We start from the raw sequence: 4,959 nt of genomic DNA, 5'->3' as shown, positions 1-4,959 counted from the left end.
TACCAACTGGTAGTATTCCACTTCTTAATCGGCATCTTCTGTTACATGGGTCGTGAGTGGGAACTTTCCTACCGCTTAGGTATGCGTCCTTGGATCTGTGTTGCTTACTCCGCTCCAGTAGCAGCAGCAACCGCAGTATTCTTAATCTACCCAATCGGACAAGGTTCATTCTCTGACGGTATGCCTTTGGGTATCTCCGGAACGTTCAACTTCATGATCGTCTTCCAAGCAGAGCACAACATCTTAATGCACCCTTTCCACATGCTCGGCGTAGCTGGAGTATTTGGTGGTTCGTTATTCTCCGCAATGCACGGTTCGTTAGTAACTTCCAGCTTAGTTCGTGAAACAACCGAAGTTGAAAGCCAAAACTACGGTTACAAATTCGGACAAGAAGAAGAAACTTACAACATCGTTGCAGCACACGGCTACTTCGGTCGCTTAATCTTCCAGTACGCATCATTCAACAACAGCCGTTCCTTGCACTTCTTCCTAGCTGCATGGCCTGTAGTCGGCATCTGGTTCACATCCTTGGGCGTAAGCACAATGGCCTTCAACCTCAACGGTTTCAACTTCAACCAATCAGTTGTCGATGCACAAGGTCACGGCATCAACACCTGGGCGGACATCATCAACCGTGCTAACCTCGGTATGGAAGTAATGCACGAAAGAAATGCACACAACTTCCCTCTTGACCTAGCTGCTGGTGAAGCTACTCCTGTTGCTCTAACTGCTCCTGCTATCAACGGTTAATATCGGTTTGATTCAGGTCGGAACAGCCCCCTCACAGTTGTGAGGGGGCTTTTAAAGCATAGGAAAGCGTAGACTATTTGTAATTATGTCTAGATTTTGTTACAATATTTAACAATAAATAGTAGATTTAGAGCGATCGACTCAGCCCAACTTTAGAACGTGGATTCGATCGGACTGAGATCGACAGGTAGTACAGCCACGTTTGTGCAGCGTCTCTGGGAGAAAACTAACAATGAATACGGATGAGTTGCTCGGACGATACGACAATGGAGAGCGAGACTTTAAGCTCACAAATTTATCAGATGCCTGTTTGACTGAAAGATGTTTGGCAAGAATCGACCTAAGCCAATCTCAACTTGCTAACGCCAATCTGTGGGGATCTAATTTACAATGCGCGAATTTGTCAGCCGCAGTATTGACTAGAGCCAATTTATGGCGATCGAATTTAGCCAGTGCTAGCTTGATGTCTGCTAATCTCAACGAAGCAACCTTAATCAGGGCAATTTTAATCGATATCGATGCCCATCGCGCATCTTTGAGCAGAGCCGATCTCCGATTGGCAGATTTGCAAGGAGCCAATCTCCGCCAAGTCAATCTCGTCGGTGCGGATCTGCGCTATGCCAACCTTACGGGTGTAGATTTTTCAGGCGCAAATCTGAGTCGTGCGAATCTGACTGGTGCGACGCTAGATCGGGCAAATCTTTGCGGTGTAAAATTCGATCGGGCAATTTTTGATAATATTAACCTCAGTAGTGTGTCGTTAATTGGTGTAGATTTGACCCAAGTCGATCTTCGTTATGCAATTTTGAAATAAACAGCGTAGATTCACGGTGAGACGGGAGCATTCCACTTGTTTAGCGTAGGTTAATTGCCCTCATCCCCAGCTCTTCTCCCTCAGGAGAAGGGAGCCAGATTTAAAGATATGTAGGCTCAGTTGCTCCCCAGTGAGACTAGCGAGGGAACAACTTCCTTCCTGTACTCGGATCGAAAATAAATAGCCATTCTAGTGATAATGCGATCGTTAATTGCTTACCCAGCAACGTGCGAGATTCGCCTGAATTTTTTTCGATCCAGTTGGGTGTTGCTAGCAAATTTATATTGGTAGAGGTACCGTTAATTTGCGCCTTAACTAGGGTTTCTCGACCTTGAGATTCGATGCCTCTAATAGTTGCAAATAGAGCATCTGGAGTCGAATTTGGGCAGATAGTTAAGTATTCAGCTCGAATGCCTAAATCTAAGCCTTGTCCGCTGCGTAACTGTAATTGGGACGTTAATTCTGCGGGACAAGCAATCTGACTATTGCCGATTTGCCAGATCCCATTTTGATAGATTGCTGGAATAATGTTCATCGGTGGCGAACCGATAAAAGTTGCCACCATCCGATCGACTGGATGATGGTATATTTCATCTGGAGTACCAATTTGTTTGATATATCCGCGATCGAGAACGACGATCCGATCGGCAAGCGTCATTGCTTCGGTACAATCGTGAGTGACATAAATTGTCGTAATGCCAACTTGTTGGTGCAGTTGTTTTAATTCGGCACGAGTACTATCGCGCAACCCCGCATCGAGATTCGATAGTGGCTCATCTAATAAAAATACCTGCGGAGATCTGGCAATGGCGCGACCGAGTGCGACACGTTGCTGCTGTCCGCCAGATAATTGTTTGGGCTTGCGATCGAGTAACATATCGATCTGTAACGATTTTGCCACATCTATAACTCGCCGTTCGATCGTCGATTTATCCATCCCGCGCATTTGCATCCCAAATGCCAAATTTTCAGCCACACTCATGTGGGGGTAAAGGGCATAATTTTGAAATACCATCGCCACATCGCGCTGTCTGGCGGGTACCTGGTTTACCAATCGATCGCCGATGTAGATATTACCACTAGTCGCCGTCTCTAATCCAGCAATAATGCGGAGTAACGTCGATTTACCGCATCCAGATGGCCCGACTAATACCCAAAATTCGCCATCGGGAATCTCTAGCGAAATATCATCCACCCCAATAAATCGCTGCTCTGACGCGGCTGCGTTACTGGCAAATTTACGGCTGATTTGTTCGAGTTTGACACTAGACATAGAGAGTAAGGAGTAGGAAGTAAGGAGTAAGAAGTAAGGAGTAAGGAGTAAGGAGTCTTGGATTTTCCCCTATTCACCATTTACTATCCCCTATTCACCATGTACTATCCCCTATTCACCATTTACTATCCACTATCCACTATTCACCATTCCTTATTCCCTATTCCCTATTCCCTATCCCAAGGCGATCGCAATTACCGAACGCAACAGTACCCGCGATCGGCTACAATTATTCATAGATATTTACAAAGATTAGTAAATTTCCACCGTCTAGATCGGATCGTATTCGAGTACTAACTCCACAATTTATGAGCATTCCCATTCGTAACGTAGCCATCATCGCGCACGTAGACCACGGTAAAACCACCCTTGTTGATGCACTTTTAAAACAATCCGGTGTTTTCCGCGAAGGGGAGGACGTGCCGATTTGTGTGATGGACTCCAACGACATCGAGCGCGAGCGTGGAATCACAATTTTATCTAAAAATACCGCCGTCAAGTACAAAGAGACATTAATTAATATCATCGATACCCCCGGACACGCCGACTTCGGTGGTGAAGTCGAGCGGGTATTGGGCATGGTTGATGGCTGTATCCTGATTGTCGATGCTAATGAAGGGCCAATGCCCCAAACTCGCTTCGTGCTGAAAAAAGCCCTAGAAAAGGGTTTACGACCGATTGTAGTTGTCAATAAGATCGATCGCGAACAAGCATCGCCCCACGTAGCAGTGGATAAAGTCTTAGACTTATTCCTCGAACTCGGTGCTGATGACGACCAGTGCGACTTCCCTCACCTGTTTGCTTCGGGAATCGGTGGTTATGCCCAGAACGATATGGAAACCAAAGGTACCGATATGGTGCCGATGTTTGAGGCGATCTTACGCCATGTTCCACCCCCAATCGGCGACTCCGATAAGCCCTTGCAACTGCAAGTTACCACCCTCGATTATTCAGATTATTTAGGTCGGATCGTAATTGGTAAAATCCACAACGGCACCATTACAATGGGTCAGCAAGCCGCGCTGATTAAAGAAGATGGTTCGATAGTCAAAACGCGGATTACCAAGCTCTTGGGCTTCGATGGCTTGAAGCGGATCGAAATTCCGAGTGCGACTGCGGGTAACATCGTGGCGGTAACTGGATTTGCCGATGCCAATATCGGGGAAACGATTACCTGTCCTAGCGAGCCAATGGCTCTACCCATGATTAAAGTAGACGAACCTACTTTGCAGATGACATTCTGTGTGAATGATTCGCCGTTTGCGGGTACCGAAGGCAAAAACGTCACCTCGCGCCAAGTTCGCGACCGACTATTCCGCGAGTTGGAAACTAACGTCGCCCTGCGCGTTGAAGAAACCGATGAAGCCGATAAATTTGCAGTAGCTGGACGCGGAGAACTTCACCTCGGTATTCTGATTGAGAATATGCGTCGGGAAGGATTTGAATTCCAAGTCTCCCAGCCTCAAGTAATTTACCGCGAAGTTGGCGGTCAAAAGTGCGAACCATTTGAATTACTCGCTCTCGATGTCCCTGAAGAAGCCGTCGGTAGCTGTATCGAACGTCTCGGTCAACGCAAGGGTGAAATGCAGGATATGGTCGTGGGGATGAACGGTCGTTCTAACCTCGAATTCGTCGTTCCCGCACGCGGTTTGATCGGTTTCCGGGGTGAATTCATGCGGATGACGCGCGGTGCTGGGATTATGAATCACAGTTTCCTCGAATACCGTCCGACTTGTGGCGATATTTCCGCTCGTCGGAATGGCGTACTGATTTCCTTTGAAGAAGGTACGGCGACAGACTACGCACTGATGGGTGCTGAAGATCGCGGGACGTTCTTTATTAAGCCTGGTACTAAGGTTTATAAAGGAATGATCGTCGGTGAAAACAACCGTCCGCAAGATCTAGAACTGAATATCTGTAAGAGCAAGCAACTTACCAACCACCGCGCCTCTGGTGGGGAAGAATTGGTACAGTTGAAAACTCCGATCGATATGACGCTCGAACGCGCTCTAGAATATATCAGTGGCGATGAGTTGGTCGAAGTTACTCCTCTATCGATTCGGTTGCGGAAGATTAGCAAGAAGTTAGCTCGACGTTAAGTTAGAAGGCTATTTGCTCCTTT

Annotated in this window: 3 protein-coding genes and 1 pseudogene; 3 read left to right on the top strand and 1 reads right to left on the bottom strand. The window is 46.9% G+C overall.

From position 1 onward, the window contains the following. Positions 1-750: pseudogene (locus Q0R35_RS05960) on the top strand (photosystem II q(b) protein); the annotation flags it as partial. Between the two features lie 232 nt (positions 751-982). Then, on the top strand, positions 983-1,564 hold the full coding sequence (locus Q0R35_RS05955; protein WP_295615176.1) for a pentapeptide repeat-containing protein: 582 nt from the start codon (positions 983-985) through the stop codon (positions 1,562-1,564). 136 nt (positions 1,565-1,700) lie between these two features. On the opposite strand, the gene Q0R35_RS05950 is transcribed toward Q0R35_RS05955, so the two are convergent. Then, complete coding sequence (locus Q0R35_RS05950) at positions 1,701-2,837, bottom strand: ATP-binding cassette domain-containing protein (protein ID WP_295615175.1); 1,137 nt, start codon at positions 2,835-2,837, stop codon at positions 1,701-1,703. Positions 2,838-3,145: 308 nt separating this feature from the next. Between Q0R35_RS05950 and typA the strand changes: the two genes are divergently transcribed. Next, complete coding sequence (gene typA / locus Q0R35_RS05945; RefSeq protein ID WP_295615174.1) at positions 3,146-4,936, top strand: translational GTPase TypA; 1,791 nt, start codon at positions 3,146-3,148, stop codon at positions 4,934-4,936. Positions 4,937-4,959: the final 23 nt, after the last annotated feature.

Source organism: Chamaesiphon sp. GL140_3_metabinner_50 (genome assembly GCF_025361915.1).
Lineage (GTDB): Bacteria > Cyanobacteriota > Cyanobacteriia > Cyanobacteriales > Chamaesiphonaceae > Chamaesiphon.
Note: the sequence above shows the minus strand (reverse complement) of the source record. Positions and strands in the feature narration are given on the sequence as shown.